Here is a 26,814-nt window from a genome sequence, read left to right as displayed (position 1 = left end):
ACCCAGGTCGGCCGGCGCCGAGCGAAGGAGATACGCCATGGACCATTCGTCCCACATGAACACCCGGAAGATGGGCGCCTATTGGAGCCTTGCCGTTCAGACCGTCATCAGCGGCGTCATCATGTATCTGGTGATGTTCGTCATGATCGACGGGCTCGACAGCTTCTACAACAACCTCAACATGCTCTACATGACGCTGATGATGGTCGCGCCGATGGTGGTGCTGATGATCCTCGCCATGCGGCACATGTTCGCGTCGAAGGCCGCCAACATCGCGCTGATCGCCGCGTCGCTGGTCGCCTTCTTCGGCAGCTTTGCACTCATCCGCACCCAGACCACGATCGGCGACACGGCCTTTCTGCGCTCGATGATCCCGCACCATTCCGGGGCGATCCTGATGTGCCAGGAAGCAAAGCTCAGCGATCCGGAAGTCATCCGGCTTTGCGAATCGATCAAGCGCTCGCAGCGGCAGGAAATCGACGAGATGAAGGCCATACTCGCGCGGCGCTGAGTGGCACAGTCGGGCTACGCCCGGATACGTGCGCCCGGCCAGGTATGTGAGCCGGCCGATGGTCGACACGAGGCGCGGGGCGGACGAGATTGCCAGGGAGGTGGTGCGGCTTGCGCCGTTGTTCCTGCGACAGGCTGGCGGCCATGTCCTGACGCTGCTCGATCCTGCCGGGATCGTGCTGAGCTATAATGAAGAAGGCGAGCGTGCCGAATGCTGGCCCCTCGATCGCGTCCTGGGACAGCCCCATGACCTGTTCTACCCGCCCGACGAGATTGCGGCCGGCCGCCCGTGCGCAGACCTGGCGGCCGCCCTTCACGAAGGCACGCTGGAGCGCGAAGCGTGGCGGGTCTGCGAGAACGGAGCGGAGTATCTCGCGCGCCTGACGATCAGCGCCCTGTTCGAAGGCGACGCACATCGAGGCTTTGCCTGCATCAGTCGCGATGTCACCGACGAGGCGGCGGTCCGGGCGTCAATCGAGACCCGCGAGCAGCATCTCCAGTCGATCCTGGCGACCGTCCCCGATGCGATGATCATCATCGACGAGACCGGCGACATCACGTCGTTCAGCGCGGCCGCCCAACGCCTGTTCGGCTATTCGGAAACCGAGCTCGTCGGCCGCAACGTCTCCTGCCTGATGCCCCAGCCCGATCGCGACCGGCATGACGAATATATCGCGCATTATCTCCAGACCGGCGAGCGCCGGATCATCGGCCTCGGCCGCGTCGTGGTCGGCCAGCGCCGCGACGGCTCGACCTTCCCGATGCAGCTGTCGGTTGGCGAGGCCGGTGAAGACGGGCAGCGGTTGTTCACCGGCTTCATCCGGGATCTCACCGCCAAGGAGCAGGATGAGCTCAGGCTCAAGGAACTGCAGGCAGAGCTGGTCCATGTCTCCCGGCTGAGCGCGATGGGCACGATGGCCTCGACCCTCGCGCATGAGCTCAACCAGCCGCTTGCCGCGGTCGCGCTCTATCTCGAGACGATCCGCGACATGCTCGACGAGCGGGACGACGAACCCTTCGTGTCGCTACGGTCGGTGATGGATGATGCGGCACAGGAAACGCTGCGGGCCGGCCATATCGTCCGGCGCCTGCGCGATTTCGTCGCCCGCGGCGAGGTCGACAAGAGCCTCCACGATCTGCCGCAGGTTGTCGCCGAGGCGAGCGAGCTCGCGCTGGTCGGTGCACGCGAGCGCGGCATCCGCAGCTTCTTCGCGGTCGATCCCGCCGCGACGCCGGTTCTCGTCGACAGGGTGCAGATCCAGCAGGTGCTGGTCAACCTGATGCGCAACGCCATCGAGGCGATGGCGGCGTGTCCTGTTCGCGACCTCAAGGTAGCGACCAGGTTGCGCCCTGACGGGCTGATCGAGGTGACCGTGGAGGATACCGGCCCCGGCATCGCCGACGAGGTCCGGGAGCAGCTCTTCACGGCGTTCAAGTCGACAAAGGCCGACGGCATGGGCCTCGGCCTTTCGATCTGCCGGACCATCATCGAAGCGCATGGGGGCCGTATCTGGATGGAGCGCCCCGACCGCGGCGGCGCGCGCTTTCATTTTACCTTGATCCATGCGCGGGCGGAGGAGGAACATGGGGGATAGACGCGTCATCCATCTGGTCGACGACGAGGAGAGCATCCGCAAGGCGGCGAGCTTTGCGCTCAAGACCGCGGGCTACGACGTCGTGACCTATGCCTCGGGCGTGGAGTTTCTCAAGGAGGCGAAGTCGGCGGCCGTCGGCTGCGTCATCCTCGACGTGCGCATGCCCGAGATGGACGGTCTCGAGATTCAGGCCGCCATGGCAGCACGCGGGGTCAATATGCCGGTCATCGTCCTGACCGGCCATGGCGACGTGTCGGTTGCGGTGCAGGCCATGAAAGGCGGCGCGGTCGACTTTCTCGAGAAGCCCTTCGAGAAAGCCGCCCTGCTCGGCGCCGTCAGCCGCGCGTTTCGCGCGTCTCGACGATGTCGACCTTCGCACTCTGGAAACCTCTGAAGCCGGCGTGCGGGTCGCTGCACTGACGCCCCGGGAGCGTGAAGTGCTGGAAGGGCTGGCGAACGGCCTGCCCAATAAGACGATCGCCTATGACCTGGGCTGTTCATCGCGAACGGTCGAGGTCCATCGCGCGAGCCTGATGGCCAAGCTCGAGGTCCGCAATTTGTCCGAAGCCCTGCGGATCGCCTTTGCCGCGGGCATGGGCCGCAAGCCGAAGTGACTGCGACCTCTACGTAGCGACGGGACGAGGCGCGATATGCGATCGATGGTGCAATCGTCACACGGGTGTCCGCTTCTCGCAATGCCATCGGTCCGTTCCACTCAGCATGATGGCAGATACACCATCCTCGTCTCCGACGACGATCCCGGCGTGCGGCGTGGCCTCCAGCTGCTGCTGAGATCGCGCGGCTATGCCGTGTGGGGATATACGACCGGCCACGCGCTGTTGGCCGACCCCCGCGCGAAGGAGGCAGACTGCGTCATCCTCGACTATCGCATGCCCGACATCGACGGATTCGCGATGCTGCGTCACCTTCGCGAGATCGGATGGTCGGGACGCGCGATCATGATCTCAGGCTTTCATGACACGCTGCTGGCCTCGCGGGCCGCTGAGGCGGGCTTCGATCATGTTCTTGCAAAGCCGCTGATCGGCAGGGCTTTGCTCGAAGCGTTGGACCGGCACCGCATCGAGACGCTTCGAAAGCATTGAATTGTGGCGGCCGGCCCCCGGCAGCCTCAGCCCGGCGCGATGTGGAAAGCCGATCTGCGCCGTCAAAGCCAGTGGCTACGTTTGAACCGGATGTAGAGCCCAATGCAGACCGCAGCGATGACGCCGAGGATGACGAAATATCCCCATTGCGTCTTCAGTTCGGGCATATTCTCGAAATTCATGCCGTAGATTCCGGCAATCGCGGTAGGCACCGCGAGGATCGCAGCCCGGGCGGCAAGCTAACGGGTGATCGCACCTTGGCGCTGCTGTTCGAGCAGGTGACTCGCCTCGAACACCGAGATCAGGATGTCGCGGATGCCGGTGATGGCGCTCTCAACCCTGAGCATGTGATCGTCGAGCTTCGAAATCTGGTGGCCGTTGTCGGCACCTTCCATGGCAAGCGGGTGAAGGCCGTAATTCCCGGCGATGTCGGCAAGTTCTGTTTCGCTGGGCTGGGACATTTTGATCCACACGAAGTCATCCTTGCCGACGTGCTCGCACGCCGGATCGATCAGGGTCGCCGGCCGTAGCCGTTTGCCATTGTGACAAAGAACGGCGGCGGCGACCGGAAGCCGTGTGCCTCGCCTATTGAGACGCGCGCACAAACACTCGTCATTCTTCAAGCCCAATCGCAGGAAGAAGAAGGCGGCGCGCAGCAATTCGAGCGAGAGCTTATAGAAAATGCGGCGGAGCGTTGGGTTTCGCAGAAGGCCGCTCCCGTTCATGACGCGCGTGGCTGGGCGGCGCGCTGCCACATCAAGGGCAACGCAGACTGCGAAGGTCTGCGCACCCTTGATTGGGCGACCGCGAGGGTTTTCCTCTCTTGCGATGGTACCAAGCGATTGCCCGTGTGGCGCCTCTGCAATCGTGTCGGATGACTATACCTAAGTATCGGATAACGGCGCTGACGACAGGGTTGCCGGGCCCCGGTGAGGCGCGTCGCACCGCGCGGAGACGAAAGCTGGAAGACGGAAAAGCTCAACTGTCGAAAGCGACCGAGCGCGCGAGCGCTTCCTGGGACTGCAGAAAGGCGAGCCGCGATTGCAGCGCCGCCTGGACAACGCCGAAAGCGTCACCCCCGAGAGTCACGCGCAGCGGCGGATGGTCGCTGGTTGCGACATCAACGATCGCTTGCGCGATCTTTTGCGGGTCGAGCGTGTAGAGCTCGTTTCCGGCGGTCTCGAACATCTTGCGGATATGGCCGGCGGGCGTATCGCGATACGCGGCGATCTCGCTGGCGAATTGCAGATTGTGGCTGAAGCTGGTGCGCGCCCCGCCCGGCTCGATCAGTGTCACGAACAGGTTGAAGGGTTCAAGCTCCTGGCGGAGGCATTCGCTGAAGCCCTCCAGGCCCCATTTGGCCACATGATAGAGACTGCTCGTCGGAAGCGAGCCCTGACCACTAGCGCTGGAGATCTGGATGATCCGGCCGCTCCCGCGCAGCCGCATGGCGGGGACAAAGGCGCGGGTGATGTGGATGGGCGCCATGAGATTGAGCGCGATCTGGCCTTCGACCTCGGCGTCCGACATCTCTTCGGTGGCGCCGATCACGCCGCCGCCGGCGTTGTTGACCAGAATATCGACGGGTCGACGCGCCTGCGCCCGGGCCACGACCGCAGCAATATCGTCCTTGACCGTGACGTCGAGCGCTTCGACGCGCAGCTGGCTCGGATATTTCGCCGCGAGATCATCGAGGCTTTCGGGCTTGCGGGCCGTCGCGGTAAGGTCGTCGCCAGCGGCCAGGATCAGTTCGGCCAGATGGCGGCCGATGCCGCTGGACGCGCCCGTGAGAAACCAGTGATTGGACATATGTTACTCCATATATTACCAACTGGTAGGTAACTTGAAACCTGGAATGCGTCAATGCTTGGAGGTGTGATGAAGCAACGAACCCGGCGGAATGCCGCACAGAGCCGCGAGACGCTCCTGGCTGCAGCGACCGAGGAGTTCGCGTCCCATGGGCTGGCGGGCGCGCGGATCGACCGGATTGCGCAGGCGGCGGGTATCAGCAAGCCGATGCTCTACACCTATTTCGGGGACAAGGAGGCGCTCTTCGATGCCGCGCTGACGCAGGAAGTGATGGACGCGGCGCAGGCCGATCGCTTCGATCCCAATGATCTTGAGGGTTATGCGGGGCGCACCTATGACTTGCTGGTCGAACGCCCGCGCCTGTGGAGGCTGCTGACCTGGCATCATTTGGAGCGTGGCCAGGATGTTCTGATGCTCCCGGCCGGCGAGGTCCTTCTCGGGGAGAAGCTGGACGGGATCGCAGCGGCGCAGGCCGAGGGGCGGATCGTCGCCGACTTCACGCCCCTGGATGTCGTCCGGCTTGTCGCCGCCCTCACCCAGCTCTGGTGCATGACCGGAGCTGCACGCGACGCTGCCGAGCACGCGGCGCGCCGGGCGACGATCATGCGGGCGGTGGGGCGACTGCTGCGCGTGTGATCGTGCGAGGCGCGAGCTGCACGCCCGCGCGCCGACCGGGACACAGCAAGCATTTTTCGCAACCTGCCGTACTGCCCGGCGGCAAAATCAGGGCGGCTCATGCACAAGCCGGCCCGTCGGCTCCGCGGATGCGATCGACGTTCGAGGACTGCGCCGCCACTGCCGAACCGGATTGGATCATCGCCAAGTGACCCAGTGGCCTGCGCGACGATCTCAGGTCGCCGGACTCGTCGCACGACGTTTCGTCAGGAGTCGTTTCATCTGCCTCAAAAGGCGAACCTGCGGCTCAATCCGGAAGAAGGCGCGACACATCCAGGAAACGAGGATCAAATGCGGTCCGCATCGGTATTACTTTCCCTGGCGCGTTGCAAGCTCAGCAAAGGACTAATGTTCCCGGAGCATCTCTAGCGCTATACCTAGGTATATCACGCCGACACCAATAACATGTGATCATGCCGCTTCGCATTCTTGCCGGCCAAATGTCCCGATCATCAAATCGAAGCGTGCGAGGCTGGATTACGATATGATATTCTATCTCCTATCTCAGCAGCTTTGCAAATGAGCGCTCGCAAAAATATCTCTTCAGTCATGAGGGTTCGACGTCTGGCGTGCGTATTATAGCTATATCTATATCTAAATTTCACGAGAATAAGGTATTGGAAAAACAGGAAAAATACTGTTGACCTGTATATACAACTGATGTTGTCTGTGGCTGTTCTAAAACGTCAGGGGGATTGCACATGACCATCAGGATGGCCCTGCTCGGCAGCGCCGCCATCGTCGCGGGCTACGCCGCGCCGGCTCTCGCTCAGGGCCGATCCGACACCGCAGCCAAAAGCACAAGTCCTGGGGGATGACAGCGACATCGTCGTTACCGGCTCACGAATCCGTCGGCAGGATCTGGCCGGGGTTGGACCGGCCACCGTGGTCACCGCCGAGCAGATCCAAAATACCGGCATCGTCAATATCGAAACCGCCTTGCAGCGTTTGCCGGCCAATGCCGGCTTCGCGGGCAACCAGACATCGGCCTACTGGACCAACAACGGTTATGGCACTGCTCAGGTCAATCTGCGCGGCCTCGGCATCAAGCGCACACTCGTGCTCCTCAACGGCCGACGCCTCGTCGCGGGCGGCACCGGCGCCAATTCCTCACCCGATCTCAACATGATCCCGGTCGTGGCGCTGGCACGCACCGATGTCCTCAAGGATGGCGCGTCCGCTATCTACGGGGCCGATGCCATGGCCGGCGTGGTCAACCTTGTCACGCGGCACCGATTATGAAGGCCTGGGTCTCAGCGTCCGACAAGGCATTACCGAGCGCGGCGACGGCTCCGATCTCACCGCGGACCTACTTTGGGGCATTCGCAACGATCGTGGCGGGTTCATGGCAGCAGTCACCTACCAGAAGACCAGCGCCGTCAACATGGCCTCGCGTGCGCCCTGCTCGCTCGCTGAAACGACGCCGGGCTCGCTGAGCTGCGTCAACAGCGCCTCGACGATCGGCGGACGCGCGGTGCTGGCCCAACGGCCAACAGATCAACTTCAACCAGGTACCCGGAGGGAACGGGAACTTCTACGAGCCTTACAGTCCCGCCAAGCACAACTTCAACTCGAACCCGTTTCTCAATGCGGTCAGCCCAGTCGAGCGCGTCAGCACGGCCTTCTTCGCGGACTATGCGCTGACCGACGGTATCCAGGCGTTCGGCGAGTTCCTCTATACGTTCCGCAAGTCGAATCAGATCGCGACACCCGGCACGCTGCGCAATCTCTCGATACCAGCCAGCAATCCGACCAATCCGACCGGCCAGAACCTGGTCCTGGCCCAGCGCCGCCTCGCCGAACCCGGCGCGCGCCACTTCTTCCAGGAGACCGATACCTGGCAAGGCACCTTCGGGCTGCGCGGCAAGCTGGCGAACGACTGGGCCTGGGAAGTCCGCGGGCAGCTTCGGGCGTAACACGGCCGTCGACGGCTCGACCAACATCGCCAATCTCGAGCGCGTCGCGAACACGCTCGACAGGAGCAAAATGCTCCAGCACGGCGGGCGCGGCCATCCCCTGCGGTGACTATCTTGGGTTCGGAGACCTGACACCTCAGGTTCTGGATTATATTCTGTTCACCTCGCGCGATCGCGGAGGCAACGAACTCGGCACGGTCACGGCTGACCTCAACGGCGATCTCTTCTCCCTTCCAGCCGGCGCGGTGTCCTTCGCCACCGGCGTGGTCTATCGGCGCGAAAAAGGCTGGCGCGATCCCGACCCGTTGACGGTGCTCGGCGTGGCGAACGTCAATCAGCAGGATCCTATTTCGGGCTCGAGCACCGCCAAGGAAGCCTATCTCGAGCTATCGGTGCCGGTGCTTGCCAACACAGCTTTCGCCAAGGCGCTCACGCTCGATGGCGCAGTCCGCTACTCAGACTATAATCTCTTCGGGAGCGACTGGAATTACAAGCTCAGTGCCGACTGGGTAGTCAATGACAGCATCCGTCTGCGCGGCACTTATGGGACGGGCTTTCGCATTCCCAACGTGCCGGAGCTTTTCGGCGGCGTCTCGGAAGGCAATCTGACCACGACCGATCCCTGCTCGCGCTACACCTCCAGCGGCAACGTGACCTTGATCGCCAATTGTCAGGCGTCCGGTGTGCCGGCCAACTATACGCAGCTCGGCACCACGATCCTCACCACAGTGGGGCGGTAACCAGAGCCTTCGGCCCGAAAGCTCCACGACCTGGACCGTTGGTACGGTGATATCGCCGCGCGGCATCATCCCAGGGTTGTCGCTGACGGCAGACTGGTTCGACATCAAGATCAAGGACGCGATCCGGGCCATTCCCGGCTCGACCAAGCTCGCAGTCTGCTATGCGAGCCAGAACCTGTCGCACCCGTTCTGCAGCGACTTTACGCGCAGCGCGCTGACCGGCGAGGTCACTTACCTCTCCGCCCAGCCCATCAACACCGGCCGCGAGGAGATGAATGGTCTCGATCTGGGTCTGGTGTACAGTGGTGCGGTGGGCGAGGTGAAGATCTCCTTGGATCTCAACATGACCTATCTCAACAAATATGTCGTAAACCCCTTCCCCGGCGGCGCGCCGATCTATTTCGACGGGTTTATCGGGGGCGGCAATGGCGGCTATCCGAAATGGCGTGGTTATGGCGTGCTGACGGCGGAAAAGGACGGCATCAGCGCGACCTGGTCGACACAATGGATCGGCAAGGCGACCGACTTCAACGCATCGGCCGCGACATCGGCTACCGCACGCCGAACGTCTTCTACCACAATCTTCAGCTTGCCTTCGCGATCGACGAGAAGACACGTTTCCAGATCGGGGCCGATAATCTGTTCGACCGCAAGGCGCCCTATATCCAGAGCTTCACCGATGCCAACACCGACACGATGACCTATGATCTGCTCGGACGGCGCTTCTACGCCGGCTTCCGAACCGCGTTCTGAAGGGCAGCACATGGCAATTCAATGGCCTTTGGTCATCCGCCGGACGCACAAGTGGCTGGCCCTGATCGTCGGCGTCCAGGTTCTGCTCTGGACGCTGACCGGCTTCTATATGGTGGCCGTCCATATCGACATCATCCATGGCGACGATCTGGTCCGCCCACCGGTCGTCGCCCCCCATCGACCTTGCGAGCTTCGTCCCGCCGGCGCGGATTGTTCAATCGGCTCCCGACGCGTCCGAGATCCGCCTGCAACGGTTCATGGATCAGCCCGTCTGGCGCGCGCAAACCTCGGGTGGTCCAAGACTCTTCGATGCAGGTTCGGGACAGCCCATCCCCGATTTGAGCGAGGCACAAATCCGCGCCGCCGCTCGGCGCATCTACAGCGGCACCGGGGACATCGTCGCAGCCCGGCTGCTGACGACGGCGCCACTGGAAATGCAGGCGCGCAAGCCTCCCTATTGGCAGGTCGAATTCGATGCCTGGAACCGGCCAACCCTGTATCTCTCTCCGCAGACCGGTGAGCTGATCTCGCGCCGCCATGCGCTGTGGCGCGTGTTCGATTTCGCGTGGATGCTGCACATCATGGACTATGACGATCGCTCCGACGTCAACAATCCGCTGCTGCGCGTGGCGACCTGGAGTGCCCTTGCCATGGCGCTGGCCGGGGCTTGGCTGCTGCTTTGGTCGTTCCCGCGGCGCAGGAAGAAGAAGGCATGAAGAAAATCCGGTTCACCCCGCTCTTTTTTCGGCGCATCCACAAATGGGTCGGCCTGATCCTGGGCGTGCAGTTTCTCCTTTGGGCTCTGAGCGGCTCGATGATGGCCTTGCTCGATCAGGAGAAGGTCGGCGGACACAGTGCGCAGGCCAGCCATCAGCACGCCCTACCTGCCGGTGACTATATTGCGCCGGCAAAGCTCGCTCTTGATGGTCCCGTGCTCGGCATCGCCTTGCGGTCCCTTGCCACACGCCCCGTCTACGAGCTTCGATCCACCACGGGCACGCGGCTAATCGACGCGACGAGCGGCGCCCCGGTTCGGGTCGACGAGCAGGTCGCGCGCGACGTCGCGACGATGGTGAATGAAGCACCGATCCGCAAGGCAACGTTGCTCGCCGAACCGAATGTGGAAGCGCGCGAGCACGAAGGCACCATGTGGCGACTGGATTTCGCGGACGCAGAGAACAGCAGCGCCTACATCTCCGCCGACACCGGCCGATTCCTGGTCATGCGCGGCGACACATGGCGCACCTGGGATTTCTTCTGGATGCTCCACAATATGGACTATGTGAACCGCACCAGCTTCAATCACCCGCTGATCGTCTTCGTTGCGTTCGGTACTTTGTGGCTGTCGGGGACGGGCTTCTACCTGCTGTTTAAGAGCTTCAGTCGCGCCGACGTGCGATGGTTGCGGCGCAGGCGCAAATCGGCCGTCAAGTTGGGCGCGGGCTGATCGCTAGGTCCCAACAGAAAAAGCCGCCGATAGCTCGAACCGATTGCCCGGGTGCGTGAGCCAAGCGTGCGATACGAGACGTCCGCGACTCCAGGTTCTGCGCGTCATCATTAGCACTGGTTCTCCTTCAGCGAGGCCCAGCATTGTTCGCATGGCTGTATCCGGCATCGCCGCGCACACCCGGTGCTCTACTCGCTCGAGCGGGGCAACACGTGTCAGATATTCATTCGGCGTCGAGGCGCTGAAATCCCTCTCTCCGTAGCGTGGCGCAGCAGATGCCAGCACAAAGCGCTCCTCGACCTGAATTGGGAATTCGGTCTCGTGATGGACGATAAGCGAATGGAAGAGGCGCGTGCCCAAGCCGACTTCCAGCAGAGCTGCCCTTTCCGCATCAGCCCGTATCTCGATATTATAAATGACGCGCGCCGCGATAGGCGTGGCCCCTGCCGCGCACCTCCTCCGCGATGTTGCGGATCTCGATCAGCTGCCCGATCGGCCGGGGCTCGGCGACAAAGCTGCCCCGCCCCGCCCGCCGTACCACGACACCGGCCGATTGCAGTTCCCGCAACGCCCGGTTTGCGGTCATGCGCGAGACTTTGAACGTCTCGACGAGCTCGGCCTCTGACGGCGTCTGGTCGCCGGGCTTCAGGCGACCTTCCCGGATGTCCTCGAAAATGCTGTCTTTGATCGCCACATAGCGAGGTTGCTTCTCCGCACCGGCAGCGTCGACCGCGGGTTCGCCCACAGAAGCAGCTTTCGTCCGGGGAGCGGATGCGCGGCTATGGGGGCGAGCGGGAGCATGCATCAAATGACTATACAGGTGGGGGCGAGCAAGTCCCAGTCATTCAAACAGGAAATCACCAGCGAGAGCCGAGGCGTGCGTGATCAATGCCGCGCGAAGACCTTCTGGCCCGAACTGCCGAACGACACCACCGCATAGGGTTGGCGGGCGGCGCCTGCCACTTCCATGCCCTCCGAGCCGATCGGCATCCCCGCCACCGCAATGCCTCTGACGCCTACGGGACGGGTTGCCAGCAGGCGCTTGATATCGGCGACCGGGACATGGCCCTCGATCAGATAGCCATCAACCATCGCGCTGTGGCAGGATGCCAGCGTGCCCGGCATGCCGGCCCTCCGCTGAAGCGCCCCGCGCGACGCATCGTCGCGCATGACGACCGTGCGGCCCAGCTTCGCGCGAAGCGCCTGGGCCCACTTCTCACAGCATCCACAACCCGGGTCCCGGTGGACGACGACATCATTCGCCGCAAGCGCTGCGCCGGGCAGGGCGAGGAACAGCAAGGCGGCAGAAAGACGGGTCTTCATGAACGGCTCCCGGAAGCATGCGATAGGGTTCCTAATGATCTATACGCATTGATGCCCCCTACCCCTCATCACGCTGAAGATTTCACGATGGCGCGCGGCCTCCAGGCGAGCGGCAAGGACACAAGCAGCGCCAGCGACAGACCACCAATCCCCCACAAGACTAAGTGCTGCGCCCCGGGAGCGACGACGGCGATCGCCAGCGGCGCGAGCGCCTGCCCGATGCTGGCGGCGGAATGCTGGAGACCGAGCTTCAGACCCGAAGGGGCTGCCGCACCGCTGATCCAGAAGCTGGTGACCAATCGAAGGGTTGCCGAGCTCCAGCCGGCAGCAACGATGATCCCACTGAGTTCGGCCATGCTCGCGGCGACAGGGAACAGGAAGAGCGCCGCAGCCAGCAGGCCGAGCGTCAGCCCCGCAAGCCGCCTCGGCATGGTCACCAGCCAATCGAGCCTCGCATGGAAGATCTGTGCTGCCAGCATGCCCAATCCGCAGAGACTGAGCATCCAGGCGATCTCTTCGCGGCTCAGCGAAATGACGCTCCGCGTCACCAGGAGATTGACATGCATCGCCGCCAGCCCGCCGCCCGCGACGATCGTGACGAAAAGCAGGATCAGCGTCGCGCCGAGCGTCGGCGCGGGCAGGTCTCCGCCATCGATGCAAGGTGCACACCAGCGCGGCAGACGCACGGCGCAAAGCGCCGCCCCGACGGCACCGATGCCGAAAGCGAGGATCATGAGGGGAGCGCGGGGCAGGATCGCGGCCGAGACCTCCGCCACCAGCGGACCGGCGAGATCGCCCAGAAACAAGAAGGCGGTCAGCCAGGTGAAGCGCCGCGCCTGGTCCGCGCGCTCGTTTGCGGCAAAGCTCGCGCAGAGCAAGCCCAACGGTATGATGGCGGCCGACGCCATCCCCGCCACCAGGCGCAATGCATAAAGCTCAGGCAGCCCGACGAGGCCGATCGGCGCGGTCACCAGGGCGAGGATGACCAGCGCTGCGCGCAACATCGCCCGATAGTCGACCCGGTCCGCGATCCAGCCCCAGAGCGGCGCCGCCAGCAAGGCTGCCAGGGGATGGACCGCGGTCAGGCTCGCGACATGAAAATCATGAGCGCTTGACGATAGCGCGCCACGAGCCGGGTCGACCAGTGCCGGAAGGAAGGCGAGAATGGCCGTCTGTCCCGCCGACGCCGCAGCCGCCGCGAGCAACAAGACGAAAAAGGAGGCCGGCCAGCGACCGTTGGCTTGCGATCCAGCCTTGTCACGCGGCGCGTTCGCGGTCGCCCCCTCGAGTGGCCATCCGCGGATCACCACCAGGCGCGCAAGCCGATCACCAGCCTGTGTTCGGAAGGCCCTTCCCCGCGCAGGCGACGGAAATCGGCCGTGCCGTCAAATGCGCGCTCCCAGACGAAGCCGATATAGGGCGCGAACTTGCGCGACACCTCGTAGCGCAACCGTCCGCTCAGCTCGACATTGCTGAAGCCGCTGCCGAGCTGCCGATCGCTCGACCGCTTCGAATAGATATTGGTCTCCACCTGCGGCGTAAGGATCAACCGATTGGTGAACAAGACCTCATAGGACGCCTTGGCGCGCGCCGCGAGACGCCCATCGGTTCCTACATAGCCGGTGAGCTGGACGTCGAACCAATAGGGCGCCAGTCCCTCGACGCCGGCGGCCAGCCAGGTGGTCGCACCCTTGCCGAGATCCTGCCTGACCCCGAGCAGCGTGCCCCAGAACGGGTTCTTGCTGTGCCACCACAGCGCCTCGACGCTGCTCTCCGGATCGAGACGTTGGTCGCGGGAGTTCTTGAGCCCCTGGCTGCGCAGCCAGAGCTTGTCATTGTCCTGACCCTTGGTGACGAGCACGGTCCAGCCCACGCCCTGACCCTCGTTGCCGCTGGTGAACTCAAGCTCATCGACAAGTATCTTGGGGATTGAGAGCTTGTCGGCCATCTCATAGCCCGGCAGCGTCGAGTTGCGGTAGCCGTCGGCATAATCGTCCGAGTTGCGCGCGTCCGGCGGGGCCTGGCCGCCCTGCATCGAGCCCATGTCCATCGTGGCGCCGTTACCGGACGCCTTCGTGTCGGTCATATCCATGCCCGGCATGTCCATGCCCGCATGGTCCTGAGAGCCTTGCGCGGAAGGGGTGTGCTGAGCGGGAGTGGCCGTTTGGGCAGGGGTGGCGGCGGGCGACGGGGGCGAGGCATCCTGCGCGAGGGCGGGAGCCGTGATCGCCGGCGCCAGGAAGAGGGCAGCGCCAAGAGCGATGCCGCGCGAGGGGAAAATCCGGATCATGCGACCACCACCTCCCGGAACATGCCGGCCGCCATGTGATAGAGCAGATGGCAGTGGAAGGCCCATCGGCCCATGGCGTCGGCGGTGACGCGGAAGCTCACCCGCTGGGCGGGCTGGACCACGACCGTATGCTTGCGGACCTGGAAGGCGCCGTCCGGGCCTTCGACATCGCTCCACATGCCGTGCAGATGCATCGGATGCGCCATCATCGTGTCGTTGACGAAGGTGACGCGCAGCCGCTCGTTTGGCTTGAAATGAAGCGGCCTGGAATCGTTGAGCTTGATGCCGTCGAGCGACCAGATGAACCGTTCCATATTGCCCGTCAGATGCAGCTCGATGTCGCGCTCGGGCTCGCGCGGGTCGGGATCGCCGCCCGGCGTGCGCAGATCGGCCAGCGTCAGCACGCGCCAGCCGCGCCCGCGCAGCCCGGCGCCGGGATCGTCGAGATTGGTGCGCGGATAGTCGACGCGCATGTCGGTATTGGCGCCATATTCGGTGCGGGCGTGCCGTGCCCTGGCCGGCATCTCGGTCATGCCGTGCCCGGCATGCGCATCGCCTCCCATTGCGCCCATCGTCGCCATCGCGCCCATCATGTCGACCGGCTCGAGCCAGGTCCGGGCATCGAGCGGCGGCACGGCTGCCGCCATGCCCGGGGCCGGTGCGATCGTGCCACGCGCATAGCCGCTCCGATCGATCGCCTGCGCGAAGATGGTGCGGGCGCCGCCCTCGGGCATGGTGAACTCGACGTCGTAGGTCTCGCCCGGGCCGATCCGGAATTCCTCGACCGTGACCGGCTCGACCGGCTGCCCGTCGGTCGATACGACCGTCAGCTCGACCCCGGGGATCCGCACGTCGAAGAACGTCGCCGTCCCCGCGCCGACGAAGCGCAGGCGCACGCGCTCGCCGGGCGCGGCGATACCGGTCCAGTTGCCGGCGGGCGGCGCGCCGTTCATCAGATAGGTGTAGGTCGCGGCAGAGACATCGCTGTAGTCGGTCGGGTTCATCCGCGAGCTGTTCCACATCCGCCGCCGCTCGAGCGCCTTGCCCAAGCCCATGGTGCCGACATCCTTGAGGAAATCGCCGGCGGTCGGCTGCGCAAAATTATAGTAGCTGCTCTGCTTCTTGAGATTGAGGAAGATCTGCAACGGCGGCTCGTCCGACCAGTCGCTGAGCACGATGCAATAGTCGCGATCGGGCGCCCGCGCCGTCGGCACCTGTTTTGGCTCCACGATGATCGCTCCATAGAGTCCCGTCTGCTCGGCGAGCGTGTGAGCGTGATACCAGTAGGTTCCGCTCTGGCGGACCTCGAAGCGATAGGTGAAGGTCTCGCCCGGCGCGATGCCGGCAAAGCTGATGCCGGGCACGCCGTCCATCTCCGCCGGCACGATGATGCCGTGCCAATGGATGCTCGACATCTCCTTGAGGCCGTTGCGTACGCGCAGCGTGACCGTGTCGCCTTCGCGCAGGCGCAGGACCGGCGCGGGCACGCTGCCGTTCACGGCGGTCGCGATACGGCGTTTGCCGGTGAAGTTGACCGGCAGCTCGGCGATCTCGAGGTCGAACTCGGTCCCGCTCAGCTCAGCGGGCAAGGTTGGTGCGGATCGCGCGAGAAGCGCCGGGGCGAAACCGGCGACCGCGCCGCCGATCGCCAGCCCCTGGACGAAACGGCGCCGCGCGATCGGCCGGATATGTAAGGGAGACATGAACTGTACTTTCGCGAAGTCGGCTTCAGGCGAGGTCGAGGACGATCCGGCCCTCGATGTCGCCATGATGCATGCGGGAGAAGACGTCGTTGATGTTCTCGAGCCTGTCCGCATGGACCGTGGCCTTGACCTTGCCCTCGCCGGCGAACGCCAGTGCCTCGAGCAGATCGAGCCGCGTGCCAACGATCGAGCCGCGCACGGTAATGCCGTTCAGCACGGTGTCGAAGATCGACAACGGGAAGTCGCCCGGCGGCAGGCCGTTGAGCGCGACCGTGCCGCCGCGCCGGACCATGCCGAGCGCCTGCTGGAACGCCTTGGGCGAAACGGCGGTCACCAGCGCCCCGTGCGCGCCGCCAATGGCTTTCTTGAGCGCTGCCGAAGGGTCCTCGTTGCGCGCGTTGACCGTCAGTGTGGCGCCAAGGCGTGTAGCGAGGTCGAGCTTGCTATCGTCGATGTCGACCGCGGCCACATTGAGACCCATCGCTCGGGCATATTGCACCGCCATGTGGCCGAGCCCGCCAATGCCGGAGACGACCACCCACTCGCCGGGTCGGGCCTCGGTGGCCTTCAATCCCTTGTAGACGGTGACGCCCGCGCAGAGGATCGGCGCAATGTCGAGGAAGTCGACATTGTCGGGAAGGTGACCAACATAGTTGGGATCGGCGAGGACATATTCGGCAAAGCTGCCATTGACCGAATAGCCGGTGTTCTGCTGTTCGTGGCAAAGCGTCTCCCAGCCACCCAGGCAATGCACGCAGTGCCCGCAGGCGGTGTAGAGCCAGGGCACGCCGACCCGGTCGCCTTCCTTCACATGGGTGACGCCCGCACCGACGGCGGCGACATGCCCGACGCCTTCATGGCCGGGAATGAAGGGCGGGTTGGGCTTGACCGGCCAGTCTCCTTCTGCCGCGTGCAGGTCGGTATGGCACACGCCGGTTGCCGCAATCTTGACCAGGATCTGCCCGGGGCCGACCGTCGGGATCGGCGCCTCCTCGATGACCAGGGGCTTGCCGAATTCGCGGACGACCGCCGCCTTCATGGTTTTCGCCATGTCCGTTTCTCCTTTTGAGCGAGGGGTCAGAACAGGCCGAGCGCGTGCTCGTCATAGGAGACGAGCAGGTTCTTGGTCTGCTGATAATGGTCGAGCATCATCCGGTGATTTTCACGCCCGAAGCCCGACGCCTTGTATCCGCCGAAGGCGGCATGGGCGGGGTACTGATGATAGCAGTTGGTCCAGACCCGCCCGGCCTCGATCGCGCGGCCGAGCCGGTAGGCGGTGTTGCCGCTCCGGGTCCAGACGCCCGCGCCAAGACCGTAGGCGGTGTCGTTGGCAAGTGCGATCGCCTCCTCGACCGTCTTGAACGTGGTGACCGACAGGACGGGACCGAAGATCTCCTCCTGGAAGATGCGCATGTGGTTCTGACCCACGAACACGGTCGGCTGCACGAAATAGCCCTGGTCCAGCGCACCGCCCGGCAGCGCCCTGGCGCCACCGACCAGACACTGCGCGCCCTCGGCCTTGCCGATATCGATATAGCCCAGGATCTTGTGGAGCTGGTCCTCCGACGCCTGCGCGCCGACCTGGACCGAGGGGTCGAGCGGATCGCCCTGGCGGATCGCGGCGACGCGCGCCACGGCGCGCTCGATGAAGCGGTCGAAGATCGACTCATGGATCAGCGCGCGCGACGGGCAGGTGCAGACCTCGCCCTTGTTGAACGCGAACAAAGTAAAGCCTTCGAGCGCCTTGTCGAAGAAGGCATCGTCCTCGTCGAGCACGTCCGCCATGAAGATGTTGGGCGACTTGCCGCCAAGCTCCATCGTCTGGGGGATCAGATGGTCGGCAGCCGCGTGCATGATCTGCTTGCCGGTGACGGTCTCGCCGGTGAACGAGACCTTGGCGATGCGCGGATTGGCGGCGATCGCCTGGCCGACGGTCCGTCCCGGGCCGGTAACGACATTGAGCACGCCGGGCGGCAGGATGTCGGCGGTGAGCTCGGCGAACATCAGCAAGGTGAGCGGCGTCTGGGATGCGGGTTTGATGACGGTGCAGTTGCCCGCCGCCAGCGCCGGGGCGATCTTCCACGCCGCCATCAGCAGCGGGAAGTTCCACGGGATGATCTGGCCGACGACGCCGAGCGGCTCGCGGAAATGATAGGCGATGGTGTCCGCATCGATCGTCGAGATGCCGCCTTCCTCCGCCCGGATGCAGCCGGCGAAGTAGCGGAAATGGTCGATCGCGAGCGGCACGTCGGCAGCGCGCGTCTCGCGGATCGGCTTGCCATTGTCGATCGTCTCGGCAAGTGCCAGCAACTCCAGATTGTCTTCGAGCCGGTCGGCGACGCGATTGAGAATCCTGGCGCGTTCGGCGGGCGCGATCCTTGCCCATTGATCCTTGGCGGCGTGCGCCGCATCGAGCGCGCGCTCGACATCTTCCGGCGTCGACAGCGCGAACTCTGCGATCTGGGCGCCATTGATCGGGCTCGTGTCGGCGAAATACTCGCCGCCCGCAGGAGCGCTCCAGCGGCCTCCGATGAAATTATCATAGCGGTGTCGGAAGGAGGCCGCCGCGTTAATGGTCCCGATCGCCTTCTCGAACATAACCTGACTCCATCTCTATCGATGGCCTGACGGAGTAATCTCTTTGCCCGGGTGGCCTATAAGTAAGTTCCGCAGAAGGTAGTCTGGTATCGGGGTCGCGGGCTTGAGGGTCAGACACGCCAACAGAGCCGATGACTATTCATCGACTCCTGAACGTATTCGCGCACGCCTGATCGGAATTATGCCGAGACAGGCGTTACTCGGCCGAGTCTTCTTTTGGCGAGGGCGGCGCTTGGCATTCCAATTCTGGCGTTACGCCCGGACGCGCTTTAGGCTCACCCAATCGCCTTTCTGAAGCGTCCCGTCCCTCACGCGGAAATGAGCATAATGGTCGTCGAAAATCTGGTCGACTTCGACATGACCGACAAGACGGCGGTGGCGCGGCGTTGCGTGATAGACTTCGAGTATCTGCCCGATGTGCGCGCCATCGGCCTTACCCAGGCAGGCCACTGTGCCGCCCGCATCCATACGGACGATCTTGCCGCGCATGAACAAGCTATGGCCGATACCCTGTGCGAGGAGCGGCGTGCTGCCAAAGAGCAGAAAGCCAACAGCAGCACCGACGCCAAGATGTTTTCGCATCGCTGTTTCCTCTGTCAAGTCAGACGCTCGGACCCGGTTTTGAAAGCTGGGAGCACGGGGCGACGCTGGGCATCGTCAAAGAACTGGCCCGCCGCGGGGGAACGGCGGGCCCTCAGCCCCTGGGGTCTGTTCTCGGGGCTGGAAACCTCACATGTCGCTCATCGGCTTGTCGGCCATGGGCTTGGCGGTCTTCTTCTTCGCCGCCGGCTTGGCCTTCTTCATCGGCATCTTGCAGCAGCCACTCTTCGCCTTACCGGCCATGCCCGAGCCGTTCGATGCAGGCGAGCCGCCGGACATGCCGGCCATCCCCGACATGCCCTGTTGATCCTGCTGGGCCGGTTGCCCCTGCTGCTTCTGCGCGCCGGCCTGATGATCCTTCATCATCTGATCGTGCATCTGCTGCCCGCCATGATCCATGCCCTGCTGGTGGGCATGGGCCGGCGCAGCCTGCGCGGGCGCGGGCGTCGACTGGGCGAGAGCGGTGCCGGCGGCGAAGGTTAGCGTCGCGAAGAGGCTGACGGGCGCCGCGAGAAATGTCGTCTGTCGCATTGAGGGTCTCCGAGTGTTCTTCCTGTTGCCCGATCGACGTTCCGATCCCGGCAATTCCGAAGCTTCAATGCTGCTAGCGAGACGCTGTCTGTATACGTAAGTTACGAATCGAAATCCGATCGGCCGTGTGCCTGCTGGAGCAGGCGCGTAAAATGATGATCCGAGATCGATCAAAAATGTGACCCGGCCTGGTTTTCTCGTCCTGAGACCGGCCAGAAAAGCGATTGGCCCGCCGTGGGAACGGCGGACCAAGGCTTCGGTTGAAAGCGGCCATGATCTTGTCCGTCAACCTTGTCGTCTGATGGAATGATGGCAGGGTCAGCAACCACCGTCCGACCTGTGTGACATGCCGGAGGCGCCGTCCTGGTCCTGCGAATCCCGCATCGCCATTCGATGGCCCTGCATCATCTGGCCGTGCATCTGCTCCTTACCGTGAGCCATGCCCTGCATGTGGGCAGGATCGGGCTGGGCAGGCGCCGGCCTGGCCTTGAGGGTCTCCTCAAGATCGGGCATGCCCGGCGGCATCCCGTCCGCCAGCACCGGTCCGGCACTGACGGCGAGGAAGCCGAGAGCTGCGAGCGAAGCGATCATTGCCGTCTTCTTGCGCAAGTATCCATTCCTTCAAGTCTGGGTTTCCCGTTCGATCGAGCATATGCCCGGTCGATTGTCGCCCCTTCCGGAGCTTGCCCGTGAAATGGTGTCACCTTCCGCCTTGCTGTATACGTAATGTGCGAAGTCCGTCTCTGAGATGGCCATAAATTATCGCACTGGCATCGTTGTTGTGCCGATGTGTAACTATGGTTCGGACTCGAGAGCAGGACAGGTCGGCAACAGTGACTAATCCATGGCGGCCAGCAGACGCTCGAGAGGAATAGTGGCAAAAGTGGTGAAGCTGTCAGCAATGGCATAAGGCAGTACCAGCACCCGATTATGTACCATCGCGCCGCAGCTGTAGGCTACGTTTGGCACATAACCTTCGCGCTCATCCATGTCCGACCGCAAAAGCGGTAGCTTCGTCCGCGCCAGCAGCTTCGAGGGATCGTCACGGTCCAGCAGGCACGCCCCGATGCAATAGTTCCGAACGGCGCCGACTCCATGAGTTACGACCAGCCAGCCTTCGTCGATCTCGATCGGCGATCCGCAATTACCGATCTGGACAAACTCCCAAGGCCAGCGAGGTTCGATGGCTTTCGCTCCGCCACTCCAGTCGTGAATGTCCGCGGACGTCAGGAACCAGATATTTTCGTTATCCTCGCGCCCAAGCATGGCAAAGTGCCCGGCAATGCGTCGGGGGAAAAGCGCCATGCCCTTGCTACCGGTGGCATCCCCACGCAGCGGTCTGAGTTCGAATGTCCGGAAGTCCGGCGTGGACAACAACTCCTGCCGGACGGACTGGCCGCTAAATGCCGTATATGTACCGAAATAGGTGGCTCGGCCATCGTCGTCCAGGAAGCGGACCAAGCGAAGGTCTTCGATGCCACCACGCTGGCTGGGGGTTGTCGGAAAGATCACGATCTCCGAGAGATCGTGGCTGCCATCGCACTTGATCCGAATGCCCGCGTCCGGCCCGTCCTCGCCGGAGATGTTTTCAGTCTCCAGCACGAGCGGCATGGGGCTCGGAGGATTGATTGCTATGGTTCCGTCCGCGGCGCAAAACCCGGTGCGAAAGGTGACGGAGGAGATATGCCCCTCGCCCACGCCTCGCAGGGAAAGAATGAATCGGAGAGAGTTTTCAGGTACAGCAGACTGATCAGGATGCAGGACGATGCTCGGATTGAAAAGCGCTGCTGCCTCATAGGAATATTCGTTGCAAAAATGGGCACCGATCAAGAGCGCCTGTTCATGGGTGACCTCGCAATCACAGACGATGATGCCATCAACCTCGTGGAACCGCCGCAAAAACAGGGACGGAACCTCACGATGCCTTCCCGAGAAATCATCAAGAATGCGTTGCAACTCATCGTGGAGCGATGCTGGGTCGAGCGCCAGGACGCGGTCGGCGATGCGCTGCGCACGTGGCTGATCCGGTACCGCATATTTATAGGTTTCCGTCGACGGCATATAGGGTCTGATCACTACCCTTGCTGGATTGGGGCGGAGCAATTCGGGTAGCCGGTTGACAAATTCGGCGGTTGACACTGACTTCTCCAATACAGATCGACCGTGGAGCGTTCACGCAATCGTAAAGATGGTGCTCGGCATTACCCGACTATCGGGTGGCGGCACGGAAGGCTCCGGCGATGGCGGGTGCGATGATTTCCGCCGTTGCCGGATACTCGGACTTTGTGCCACGTGCCATGATCGCTGTCCTGGCGTAGTTGTCGGACACACAAGCTGTGACCGGGGGCTCTGGCCTGAACGTGACTATGTGGGGCACGTGCGAAGCGCGCCGCTCAGCTCGACATGTCCGCCATCGTTCGGCAGCTCGCCGCGCATTTCTTGCAGGTGGCCGAGCAACGCGCGATCCGCTGGTCCGCGCTATGGCGTCCGCATTCCTCGGCGCAGCGCTCGCAAGCGTCGGCGCAGGCGCGGCAGACGATGCGGTGCAGGGCAGATTCCCGCAGCATCGAGTTGGCGGTCGCCTGGCACAGTTCCGCACAGTCGTTCAGCATGGCGATCAGCGACGCCGTAGCTGACGCGCCGCCTTGCTTCGTCAGCCAAGCGGCGGTTTCCAGGCACATGCGGTGCGAAGCCACGCAATCGTCGATGCAGTCCGTCATCGACATCGCCATCCCTTCCATTCGATGCTGCTGCGCCGCCGCCGGCACAGCCAGCGTTCCGGCGGCGGCAAGGCCGGCGCCGGCCATCAGCAATTCGCGTCTCTCGATCATCATGCACCTCCCATCTGCTATCCCTTGAGCGCTGTGCCGCATCCGGCGGCCTCAGCCGTCGCAGGCGACCCATCCGACGCCGCACGCGCCTTCTCCCGCGCCATCCGGGTTTCCTCCCAGGGCCAGTGGCCGTTGATCTCGACCCCGAGCGAGATGCTCAGGAAGGTCCGCACCAGCACCAGCCCGGCCAGAACGATGAGATCGTCGAGCGTTGGGTTGATCACCAGCGACTTGACGATGTCGCCGGCGACCAGAAATTCCAGGCCGAGCAGGATGCTGCGGCCGAGCGCCGAGCGGAACGCGCTATAGGCCTCGGTTCGGTCGCCCGCCCTCGCCCGCCGCGCAAACAGAAAGGTTGCGAGCCCCGCGCCGACCAGGATGGTCAGCGTGCCCGCCAGTTCCAGGCCGATCACCGCGAGCCGGAAGAAGGCGCTCAGCCAGTCGGCCTCAATGGTGATCATACCAGCCTCGCTTGCGGATATTGTTGAAGCTGTCGGTGGCGTGACAGGCATAGCATTGGTCGACGCGCGCCTTCGATCCGGCTGCGCGCTGCGAGACCATGCTGAAATGCTCCATGAAGTGACTCGGCGGCGCCTTGTGGCACTCGGCGCACTGCGTCGAATTGACCGATGGATGGCGGTAATTGGCGATCTTCCAGCTGTCGGTCTTGTGGCAGCTCGCGCAGTCGGTGCCGAACAGGCCCTGGTGCGGATCGCGGAACGCATGGCAGCTCGCGCAATTGAGCGCGGTCTCGGGGGTCAGGCTTCGAGTGTTTGTCGACATGCCCGCCAAAGGCTGCCGCCACTTCGCCATGTCGAGCAACGCGGCGTGATCCATGCGGATGATGCCGCGCTCTCCCTCATGTTCGACGTGGCAGGAGGTGCACTGCGTCGCTTTCGCGTGGAACTGCGTCGACTGCTTCGTCCCGAAATCGGTGCCCGCATGGCAGGTGAGACAGGTCCGGGTTTCGACGCCCTTGCCCGGCGTGTGGCAGGCCGTGCATTGGCCGGCAAAGGACTGGTGCGCGCTCGAGAGCGGGCCGGGCGAGACGAGCTGCGCCACCAGGCCGGCATCCCTCGGCGCGTCCGATCGCATCCGGATCGCGACCGCGGCGGACCATCACCAGCAGGGCTGCGATGAAGACGGCGTAGGAAAGACGCTGCCAGCTCATAGCCAGCGCAGCCCGTAATAGATCGCCGCGCCGACGTGGAGCGCGAGCAGCGCGAAGATGAGACAGCCCAGCAGGATGTGCAGGAACCGCCACCGCGCGAACAGGGTGTTGGTTGCCTCTTCGGCACGGATCGCGAATTCGGTATCGGCCAGCGCTGCGGCGATCCCCGCCTTGTCCTGGGGGCGCTGGCCCGCGGACGCATCCCCGGCGACGAACAGATAGCGCTTCCAGCCCGACAGCGGCGGGGCTGCGGTATCGGCCTGCGTCGGCGCCGCCGGCTCCTCGAGGAAGGCGGCGCGAAGCGAGGCCAGTTCTGACCTGCGTCCGCGCAGCGCCCGACCAAGCTGGGCAAGCAGGTAGCGGCCGATGAAGCCGGTGATGACCGTCATCAGCAGGAGGACGGTCAGAAGCAGGCCGACCGGGCTTTCGAGCTTGTGCGCGGCGTGGACCAGACCCAGGATCGGCGCCAGCACGCCGGCATAGATGTGGATGGCGAGCAGGGTTGGCTTGCTGACGACCCGGGAGAGCGCCTTGTCGACCCAGGCGATGTGCTTGGCCGCGACATAAGGAAGCGTCAGCAGCATCAGCACGAGCGCTGCGATCCCGATGATCCCGCCGGCCAGGCTACCCGGAAAGCGGGGCGACACATGCACGAGATAGCCGAACGGGAACAGCAGCAGGAACGCGACCAGCAGGCCCACGGCAATGTCGCTGCGTTCGCGCATCAGGCTTCGACCACGAGCGGCGTGCCCGTCCCCTTCGCCTGGCACGCGAGCACATAGCCTTGCGCCTTGTCGGCGGGCGCAAGGCCGGATTCGACCTCCATCGTCACTTCGCCCTGCAGCAGCTTGACCACGCAGGCGCCGCATGTGCCCGCACGGCATGCATAGGGGATCTCGACGCCCGCGCCCTCGGCCGCCTCCAGCACGGTCTCGTCCGCGGGCAAGGCCGCCGACACCCCCGACACGGAGAAGGTCACCGTGCTCGGCGCCACCTCGGCGCTCGGGGCCGGCTTATCCGCTGGCGGGGGCGCGGGCTTGACCTCGAGATCCTCGTGGTCGGCCGGCAGCGAGGCCGGACCGAACGCCTCGGTGTGCAGCTGCGCTTCGGGGACGCCGAGTTCCGCCAGCACGCCGCGCATCGCGCCCATCATCGCCGGCGGGCCGCACATATGGATGCGCCGGCTCGCGATCTCCGGCACCGCGGCCAGGATCATCTCGCGCGTGATCGGCCCTTCGGGGCCCATCCAGACGGTGCCGGGCGCGCGCTGCATCGCGGCGACGACATGGAGGTTGGGAAAACGGCGTTCGAGCCGCTCGAGCTCGTCGCGGAACACGAATTCCTCGGTCGACCGTGCGCCGTAGAAGAAGAAGATATCACCCTTCCACGCGGTGTCGGTGAGATAGCGCAGCACCGACATCATCGGGGTGATGCCGACCCCGCCCGCGATCAGCACGATGCTCTGGGCATCCGTTCCCGTGAAGGTGAAGGCGCCGAACGGTCCGCTGACCTTCAGCAGATCGTCGGCGACGACCTTGTCGTGCAGGTATCGCGAGACCACGCCCTGCTCCTCGCGCTTGACCGTCAGTTCGACATAGGCCCGCTGGGTCGGCGAAGAGGCGATCGTGTAGGAACGGCGCGCGGTCTTGCCCGCTTCGGGCTCTACCTCGACCTGCAGGAACTGGCCCGGCAGGAAGTCGAACGGCAGCCGGTCGGCGGTCGGGTCCGCGAGCCGGAAGGTCAGCACGCTCGGCGTCTCTCGCACGATCTGGACCACGCGCAGCTGCCCCGCCCAGCTTTTGGGCTTGCGCAGCGACGCCCCAGCGGGTGCGGCCGCATTGCTCGGCGCGAGCCCGGCGCTGTCGGCAACGGGTGCAGGCGCGGGCGCAACCCTGGTAGCGGGAGGGGCAGCCTTCGGCTCCGGCTTTGCTGGAACCTTGGCGGTGGCGACACCGCCGGCGATCGCCCCGATCCGCCGCAGGCGGAAGATCTGCAGCGCGATAAGCGTGGCGCTCACCAGCCCCAGGAACAGCATGAGAAGGAGGTGCGAGGGCGAGATGCCGAACCAGTGATCGGCATGGCCGGGCGCGGCCTGGTCGATGTCGAGCTGATCGCGCAGCCAGGCAAGCCCGACCTCCCGGGGCGGCTGCAAGCCCCCGATCGCGCCCTGCGCGGCGGTGCCGGAGCGGAACAGGTCGGTTCCCTCGCGCAGGCGCCGCGCCGCATCGAGCCGGGCCGAGACCGTGGTCGCACGCGCGCCGTCGGCCGAGGCGGCGTTGATCATCGCCAGACCCGTGCTTACCCGTTCGCCGGCCTGCGCAGCGACCCGCTGCCTTGCCGCTTCGTCAAGCGCGGGAAAGGCGAGCAGCTGCGAGATGAAGCCGGTCCGGCGCGATTCGTGGCCGTGCTCATTCTCCCCTTCCCCATTGATCATGCGATCCATCATGGGGTTCATCATCTTCGCCATGTCCGACGACCCCGGCTCTGCCGGTGCGGACATGCCCCCGCCGGCCGGCATGCCTGCGCCATGATGCGCGGCATGATCCTCGCCCTCCTGCGCGCCCGCGCTCGCGGACAGGCTGAGAGCGATTGCGCAGCCGAGGCTCAAGCGTCGAAGGCTGATCCGCCTGGACATCCTCATCCCCTTAGTGTGCGAGCCTACATATCCTTCATCGGCATCGCCGCATTGCCCGGCGCGGGATCGGGTGCCGGCGCGGTCTGGTTGCCGGCCCCGGCGCGCATCGCGTCATGGTCCATCGCCTGACGGTGATGCCGCTCCATCTCGGCCTGGTTGCTCATCGCGTCCATCGGCGCCGCGTCTGCAGCGTTGCCGCTGTCGGTCAGGACCGGGGTGGCGGCGACGCTGTTCGCCGCGGGCGGCACCGTCTGGTCGGCCTGGCGGTCGCAGCCCGAAAGCGCGAGCGCCAGCAACAGGCTTCCGCCGACAAGTGGAAGGGCTTTCTTCGCATGGTCGATCATGGCTTTGCTCCTTGGCTTGAAAACTGTGTCCGGGCGCCATCCCTGGCGTCCGGACCGGCTCATTGCGCGCTGCGCAGAATCCGGAGACACCGGTCGTGCGAGAGGTTCATCGGGTTGCGCCCCTGCCCCTTCATCTCGCCATGATCATGCGGCGTCTGGAGACCCATATTGCCCTCCATCGCCCGGCAACTCTCGACCTGCGCCGAGGTCGGCCGCGTGGTCACACAGGCGCCTAGAAGC

At 64.4% G+C, this 26,814-nt stretch carries 28 protein-coding genes and 3 pseudogenes; 10 read left to right on the top strand and 21 right to left on the bottom strand.

Annotated features, from left to right (window positions below):
• The first annotated feature begins 37 nt into the window (after window positions 1–37).
• From F1640_RS20745 to F1640_RS20730, 4 genes and pseudogenes are all read left to right on the top strand, one after another.
• Window positions 38–511, top strand: a complete 474-nt coding sequence (locus tag F1640_RS20745) for a DUF305 domain-containing protein (protein WP_013039091.1) — start codon at window positions 38–40, stop codon at window positions 509–511.
• Between the two features lie 58 nt (window positions 512–569).
• Window positions 570–2,105, top strand: a complete 1,536-nt coding sequence (locus F1640_RS20740; protein WP_030089528.1) for a PAS domain S-box protein — start codon at window positions 570–572, stop codon at window positions 2,103–2,105.
• A pseudogene (locus F1640_RS20735) lies at window positions 2,095–2,719 on the top strand (response regulator transcription factor). Before F1640_RS20740 ends, F1640_RS20735 begins: the two are co-directional and overlap by 11 nt.
• An 81-nt stretch (window positions 2,720–2,800) precedes the next feature.
• On the top strand, window positions 2,801–3,208 hold the full coding sequence (locus tag F1640_RS20730) for a response regulator (RefSeq protein ID WP_016743851.1): 408 nt from the start codon (window positions 2,801–2,803) through the stop codon (window positions 3,206–3,208).
• A gap of 62 nt (window positions 3,209–3,270) precedes the next feature.
• Here the strand turns inward: F1640_RS20730 and F1640_RS26085 are convergent.
• Window positions 3,271–3,561 (bottom strand): annotated as a pseudogene (locus F1640_RS26085) (CorA family divalent cation transporter); the annotation flags it as partial.
• 625 nt (window positions 3,562–4,186) lie between these two features.
• Complete coding sequence (locus F1640_RS20720) at window positions 4,187–5,017, bottom strand: SDR family oxidoreductase (RefSeq protein ID WP_037479754.1); 831 nt, start codon at window positions 5,015–5,017, stop codon at window positions 4,187–4,189.
• Between the two features lie 69 nt (window positions 5,018–5,086).
• Between F1640_RS20720 and F1640_RS20715 the strand changes: the two genes are divergently transcribed.
• Complete coding sequence (locus F1640_RS20715) at window positions 5,087–5,653, top strand: TetR family transcriptional regulator (RefSeq protein WP_015449258.1); 567 nt, start codon at window positions 5,087–5,089, stop codon at window positions 5,651–5,653.
• Between the two features lie 924 nt (window positions 5,654–6,577).
• A complete protein-coding gene (locus tag F1640_RS25540; protein WP_309229337.1) occupies window positions 6,578–6,934 on the top strand; it encodes a TonB-dependent receptor plug domain-containing protein in 357 nt (118 codons plus the stop codon).
• A 200-nt stretch (window positions 6,935–7,134) separates the two neighbouring features.
• Here the strand turns inward: F1640_RS25540 and F1640_RS25535 are convergent, their stop codons facing one another.
• Window positions 7,135–7,635 carry a hypothetical protein gene (locus F1640_RS25535; RefSeq protein WP_255530783.1) on the bottom strand — a complete coding sequence of 167 codons (501 nt, stop codon included), beginning with the start codon at window positions 7,633–7,635 and terminating at the stop codon, window positions 7,135–7,137.
• On the opposite strand from F1640_RS25535, the gene F1640_RS25530 reads away from it, so the two are divergent.
• From F1640_RS25530 to F1640_RS20700, 4 genes are all read left to right on the top strand, one after another.
• Window positions 7,530–8,348, top strand: coding sequence for a TonB-dependent receptor (locus F1640_RS25530; protein ID WP_255530729.1), 819 nt, complete (start codon window positions 7,530–7,532; stop codon window positions 8,346–8,348). The two genes, F1640_RS25535 and F1640_RS25530, sit on opposite strands and share 106 nt — an antisense overlap.
• Window positions 8,290–9,048, top strand: coding sequence for a TonB-dependent receptor domain-containing protein (locus F1640_RS25525; protein WP_375336207.1), 759 nt, complete (start codon window positions 8,290–8,292; stop codon window positions 9,046–9,048). The genes F1640_RS25530 and F1640_RS25525 overlap by 59 nt, the downstream gene beginning before the upstream one ends.
• Before the next feature lie 190 nt (window positions 9,049–9,238).
• Entirely contained in the window at window positions 9,239–9,817 is a 579-nt protein-coding gene (locus F1640_RS20705) for a hypothetical protein (protein ID WP_255530652.1), read from the top strand.
• Window positions 9,814–10,548: a PepSY domain-containing protein gene (locus tag F1640_RS20700; protein WP_004213137.1), complete on the top strand. Its 735-nt coding sequence runs from the start codon at window positions 9,814–9,816 to the stop codon at window positions 10,546–10,548. The genes F1640_RS20705 and F1640_RS20700 overlap by 4 nt, the downstream gene beginning before the upstream one ends.
• Window positions 10,549–10,551: 3 nt before the next feature.
• Here the strand turns inward: F1640_RS20700 and F1640_RS25520 are convergent, their stop codons facing one another.
• The 18 genes and pseudogenes from F1640_RS25520 to F1640_RS20615 form a co-directional block, all read right to left on the bottom strand.
• Window positions 10,552–10,920 (bottom strand): UTRA domain-containing protein, encoded by a 369-nt coding sequence (locus F1640_RS25520; protein WP_255530728.1) that lies wholly within the window; start codon window positions 10,918–10,920, stop codon window positions 10,552–10,554.
• Between the two features lie 37 nt (window positions 10,921–10,957).
• A complete protein-coding gene (locus F1640_RS25515) occupies window positions 10,958–11,293 on the bottom strand; it encodes a GntR family transcriptional regulator (RefSeq protein WP_309229335.1) in 336 nt (111 codons plus the stop codon).
• A gap of 140 nt (window positions 11,294–11,433) precedes the next feature.
• A complete protein-coding gene (locus tag F1640_RS20690; protein WP_004213035.1) occupies window positions 11,434–11,871 on the bottom strand; it encodes a DUF411 domain-containing protein in 438 nt (145 codons plus the stop codon).
• Window positions 11,872–11,939: 68 nt separating this feature from the next.
• Window positions 11,940–13,181, bottom strand: coding sequence for an MFS transporter (locus F1640_RS20685; protein WP_037491573.1), 1,242 nt, complete (start codon window positions 13,179–13,181; stop codon window positions 11,940–11,942).
• Window positions 13,175–14,161 carry a copper resistance protein B gene (locus tag F1640_RS20680; protein WP_015449262.1) on the bottom strand — a complete coding sequence of 329 codons (987 nt, stop codon included), beginning with the start codon at window positions 14,159–14,161 and terminating at the stop codon, window positions 13,175–13,177. The genes F1640_RS20685 and F1640_RS20680 overlap by 7 nt, the downstream gene beginning before the upstream one ends.
• The gene (locus F1640_RS20675) at window positions 14,158–15,864 is read right to left on the bottom strand and encodes a copper resistance system multicopper oxidase (protein ID WP_015449263.1); all 1,707 of its coding nucleotides are present in this window, start codon (window positions 15,862–15,864) and stop codon (window positions 14,158–14,160) included. The genes F1640_RS20680 and F1640_RS20675 overlap by 4 nt, the downstream gene beginning before the upstream one ends.
• 25 nt (window positions 15,865–15,889) lie before the next feature.
• Complete coding sequence (adhP, locus tag F1640_RS20670) at window positions 15,890–16,915, bottom strand: alcohol dehydrogenase AdhP (RefSeq protein ID WP_037479749.1); 1,026 nt, start codon at window positions 16,913–16,915, stop codon at window positions 15,890–15,892.
• Window positions 16,916–16,941: 26 nt separating this feature from the next.
• The gene (locus F1640_RS20665) at window positions 16,942–18,462 is read right to left on the bottom strand and encodes an aldehyde dehydrogenase family protein (RefSeq protein WP_015449264.1); all 1,521 of its coding nucleotides are present in this window, start codon (window positions 18,460–18,462) and stop codon (window positions 16,942–16,944) included.
• Window positions 18,463–18,714: 252 nt separating this feature from the next.
• The gene (locus F1640_RS20660; protein WP_004212674.1) at window positions 18,715–19,044 is read right to left on the bottom strand and encodes a hypothetical protein; all 330 of its coding nucleotides are present in this window, start codon (window positions 19,042–19,044) and stop codon (window positions 18,715–18,717) included.
• A gap of 147 nt (window positions 19,045–19,191) precedes the next feature.
• Window positions 19,192–19,593 (bottom strand): hypothetical protein, encoded by a 402-nt coding sequence (locus F1640_RS20655; protein WP_015449265.1) that lies wholly within the window; start codon window positions 19,591–19,593, stop codon window positions 19,192–19,194.
• A gap of 318 nt (window positions 19,594–19,911) precedes the next feature.
• On the bottom strand, window positions 19,912–20,202 hold the full coding sequence (locus F1640_RS20650) for a hypothetical protein (RefSeq protein WP_007406388.1): 291 nt from the start codon (window positions 20,200–20,202) through the stop codon (window positions 19,912–19,914).
• Between the two features lie 228 nt (window positions 20,203–20,430).
• Window positions 20,431–21,654, bottom strand: coding sequence for a glycoside hydrolase family 130 protein (locus tag F1640_RS20645; RefSeq protein WP_016743863.1), 1,224 nt, complete (start codon window positions 21,652–21,654; stop codon window positions 20,431–20,433).
• A 332-nt stretch (window positions 21,655–21,986) separates the two neighbouring features.
• A complete protein-coding gene (locus F1640_RS20640; RefSeq protein WP_015449267.1) occupies window positions 21,987–22,427 on the bottom strand; it encodes a four-helix bundle copper-binding protein in 441 nt (146 codons plus the stop codon).
• A gap of 14 nt (window positions 22,428–22,441) precedes the next feature.
• Window positions 22,442–22,885: a DUF1622 domain-containing protein gene (locus F1640_RS20635; RefSeq protein ID WP_007406411.1), complete on the bottom strand. Its 444-nt coding sequence runs from the start codon at window positions 22,883–22,885 to the stop codon at window positions 22,442–22,444.
• Window positions 22,872–23,595: pseudogene (locus F1640_RS20630) on the bottom strand (cytochrome C). Before F1640_RS20630 ends, F1640_RS20635 begins: the two are co-directional and overlap by 14 nt.
• Window positions 23,592–24,320, bottom strand: coding sequence for a hypothetical protein (locus tag F1640_RS20625; protein ID WP_007406424.1), 729 nt, complete (start codon window positions 24,318–24,320; stop codon window positions 23,592–23,594). Before F1640_RS20625 ends, F1640_RS20630 begins: the two are co-directional and overlap by 4 nt.
• Complete coding sequence (locus tag F1640_RS20620) at window positions 24,320–26,230, bottom strand: 2Fe-2S iron-sulfur cluster-binding protein (protein ID WP_030089529.1); 1,911 nt, start codon at window positions 26,228–26,230, stop codon at window positions 24,320–24,322. The genes F1640_RS20625 and F1640_RS20620 overlap by 1 nt, the downstream gene beginning before the upstream one ends.
• A gap of 23 nt (window positions 26,231–26,253) precedes the next feature.
• A complete protein-coding gene (locus tag F1640_RS20615) occupies window positions 26,254–26,574 on the bottom strand; it encodes a hypothetical protein (RefSeq protein WP_007406382.1) in 321 nt (106 codons plus the stop codon).
• Between the last annotated feature and the right edge of the window lie 240 nt (window positions 26,575–26,814).

Origin of the sequence: Novosphingobium sp. NBM11 (genome assembly GCF_015390225.1) — a bacterium.
Classification (GTDB): domain Bacteria; phylum Pseudomonadota; class Alphaproteobacteria; order Sphingomonadales; family Sphingomonadaceae; genus Novosphingobium.
The sequence above is the reverse complement of the archived record's forward strand: the minus strand, read 5'-3'. Positions and strand labels throughout refer to the sequence as shown.

Excerpts from the sequence above, each read along its gene's own strand:
- F1640_RS20705 (WP_255530652.1), top strand. The coding sequence starts at position 9,239 with ATGGCGACGATCTGGTCCGCCCACCGGTCGTCGCCCCCCATCGACCTT.
- F1640_RS20730 (WP_016743851.1), top strand. The coding sequence starts at position 2,801 with ATGCCATCGGTCCGTTCCACTCAGCATGATGGCAGATACACCATCCTC.
- F1640_RS20625 (WP_007406424.1), bottom strand. The coding sequence starts at position 24,320 with ATGCGCGAACGCAGCGACATTGCCGTGGGCCTGCTGGTCGCGTTCCTG.
- F1640_RS20620 (WP_030089529.1), bottom strand. The coding sequence starts at position 26,230 with ATGTCCAGGCGGATCAGCCTTCGACGCTTGAGCCTCGGCTGCGCAATC.
- F1640_RS25535 (WP_255530783.1), bottom strand. The coding sequence starts at position 7,635 with ATGTTGGTCGAGCCGTCGACGGCCGTGTTACGCCCGAAGCTGCCCGCG.
- F1640_RS20660 (WP_004212674.1), bottom strand. The coding sequence starts at position 19,044 with ATGCGAAAACATCTTGGCGTCGGTGCTGCTGTTGGCTTTCTGCTCTTT.
- F1640_RS20690 (WP_004213035.1), bottom strand. The coding sequence starts at position 11,871 with ATGAAGACCCGTCTTTCTGCCGCCTTGCTGTTCCTCGCCCTGCCCGGC.
- F1640_RS20740 (WP_030089528.1), top strand. The coding sequence starts at position 570 with ATGGTCGACACGAGGCGCGGGGCGGACGAGATTGCCAGGGAGGTGGTG.
- F1640_RS20665 (WP_015449264.1), bottom strand. The coding sequence starts at position 18,462 with ATGTTCGAGAAGGCGATCGGGACCATTAACGCGGCGGCCTCCTTCCGA.
- F1640_RS20715 (WP_015449258.1), top strand. The coding sequence starts at position 5,087 with ATGAAGCAACGAACCCGGCGGAATGCCGCACAGAGCCGCGAGACGCTC.
- F1640_RS20615 (WP_007406382.1), bottom strand. The coding sequence starts at position 26,574 with ATGATCGACCATGCGAAGAAAGCCCTTCCACTTGTCGGCGGAAGCCTG.
- F1640_RS20700 (WP_004213137.1), top strand. The coding sequence starts at position 9,814 with ATGAAGAAAATCCGGTTCACCCCGCTCTTTTTTCGGCGCATCCACAAA.
- F1640_RS20675 (WP_015449263.1), bottom strand. The coding sequence starts at position 15,864 with ATGTCTCCCTTACATATCCGGCCGATCGCGCGGCGCCGTTTCGTCCAG.
- F1640_RS20655 (WP_015449265.1), bottom strand. The coding sequence starts at position 19,593 with ATGCGACAGACGACATTTCTCGCGGCGCCCGTCAGCCTCTTCGCGACG.
- F1640_RS20680 (WP_015449262.1), bottom strand. The coding sequence starts at position 14,161 with ATGATCCGGATTTTCCCCTCGCGCGGCATCGCTCTTGGCGCTGCCCTC.
- F1640_RS20745 (WP_013039091.1), top strand. The coding sequence starts at position 38 with ATGGACCATTCGTCCCACATGAACACCCGGAAGATGGGCGCCTATTGG.
- F1640_RS20640 (WP_015449267.1), bottom strand. The coding sequence starts at position 22,427 with ATGATGATCGAGAGACGCGAATTGCTGATGGCCGGCGCCGGCCTTGCC.
- F1640_RS20645 (WP_016743863.1), bottom strand. The coding sequence starts at position 21,654 with ATGCCGTCGACGGAAACCTATAAATATGCGGTACCGGATCAGCCACGT.
- F1640_RS20635 (WP_007406411.1), bottom strand. The coding sequence starts at position 22,885 with ATGATCACCATTGAGGCCGACTGGCTGAGCGCCTTCTTCCGGCTCGCG.
- F1640_RS20720 (WP_037479754.1), bottom strand. The coding sequence starts at position 5,017 with ATGTCCAATCACTGGTTTCTCACGGGCGCGTCCAGCGGCATCGGCCGC.
- adhP (WP_037479749.1), bottom strand. The coding sequence starts at position 16,915 with ATGGCGAAAACCATGAAGGCGGCGGTCGTCCGCGAATTCGGCAAGCCC.